Source organism: Pedobacter cryotolerans, from assembly GCF_005116475.1.
Classification (GTDB): domain Bacteria; phylum Bacteroidota; class Bacteroidia; order Sphingobacteriales; family Sphingobacteriaceae; genus Pedobacter; species Pedobacter cryotolerans.
Window position 1 is genome coordinate 1 of sequence record NZ_SWBO01000029.1, and the last position, 1182, is coordinate 1182.

General features: G+C 40.5%; 2 protein-coding genes. Both read left to right on the forward strand.

Going from position 1 to position 1182, the window contains the following annotated elements; genetic code table 11:
* Positions 1-293 (forward strand): ISAon1 family transposase N-terminal region protein (locus tag FA045_RS18755; protein WP_136878601.1); only part of this gene is annotated, 293 nt, incomplete at its 5' end.
* On the forward strand, positions 256-1182 hold a 927-nt coding region (locus FA045_RS18760; RefSeq protein ID WP_205943203.1), incomplete at its 3' end, for an ISAon1 family transposase. The genes FA045_RS18755 and FA045_RS18760, both read left to right, overlap by 38 nt.

Below are 1182 nucleotides of genomic sequence, written 5' to 3' on the forward strand. Positions count from 1 at the left end.
AAACGGTTAATGGCTCCACTTATATTTATCTCATTGAAAAGAATATCCATCCCCAAGAATTTGTTGGTGAGAAGCTACTTTCTAAAGGTTTTTTTGAGGAGGTTTCAGTTCGTGATTTTCCATTGCGTGGAAAGCCCTGTTTTTTGAGGCTAAAGCGCCGTAAATGGCTTAATTCCAGCACGGGGAAGATCGTGTTCAGGGATTGGGATTTGGTTGCCGAAGGCACAAAGATGACGCAGGAGTTTGCCTTTTTTTTTGAAAGCCTATTTGGATTCAAGCCCAATAAGCTGTAAGACCCTTGGCAACTTTTTTGGAGTTGATGGCAAACGATTGGAAGAGCAGTATGCCAGCCATTTAAGTGGTTTTGCCAATTGGGAGCATGCAGAATATGCGGAAAACTGGCTAGTCTTTCCTGATAATATTGGCGAGTATCTTTCTATTGATGAAACCAGTCTCTCACAGGGGGAACTTTATACGATACTTACCAACAAGGCTGCAAAAGGGAAAAAGGGTGCTCTGGTTGCAATTGTAAAAGGTACAGAAAGCGAATCGGTTATCAAAGTCCTTCAAAAGATAGCAGAACGGGCAAGGAAAAAAGTAAAAGAGGTGACCCTGGATCTGGCACCAACCATGGCAAGGATTGTTAGAAGAAGTTTTCCAAAAGCTAAGCTTGTTTCAGACCGGTTCCATGTACAGCAATTGGCAAATGAGGGTGTTCAAGAAATAAGAATAAAGCACCGATGGGATGCTATTGAACAAGAAAATATGGAAATGGACCTTGCTAGGGAAACGAAGCAAAAATGGCTGCCTCAAGTACTGGAAAATGGAGATACRGTAAAACAGTTATTGGCAAGGAGCAGGTATCTATTGTTTAAAAAAGAAGTGAACTGGTCGCCATCCCAAAGCCATAGAGCGGAACTGCTGTTTAAACTATATCCTGATTTGCACAGGGCCTATAAGATTTCACAGGAGCTATCCTCCATACTCAGCCACTCCAAGTCTAGAATGATTGCCTTTAAAAAACTGGCTTTATGGTACAACAAGATAGAAGAGGCAGGTTTTAAATCATTTAACACAATAGCAAGGACTATCCAAAATAACTACGAAACGATATTAAATTACTTTGATAATAAATCCACAAACGCATCAGCAGAATCTTTTAATGCTAAAATCAAAGCCTTC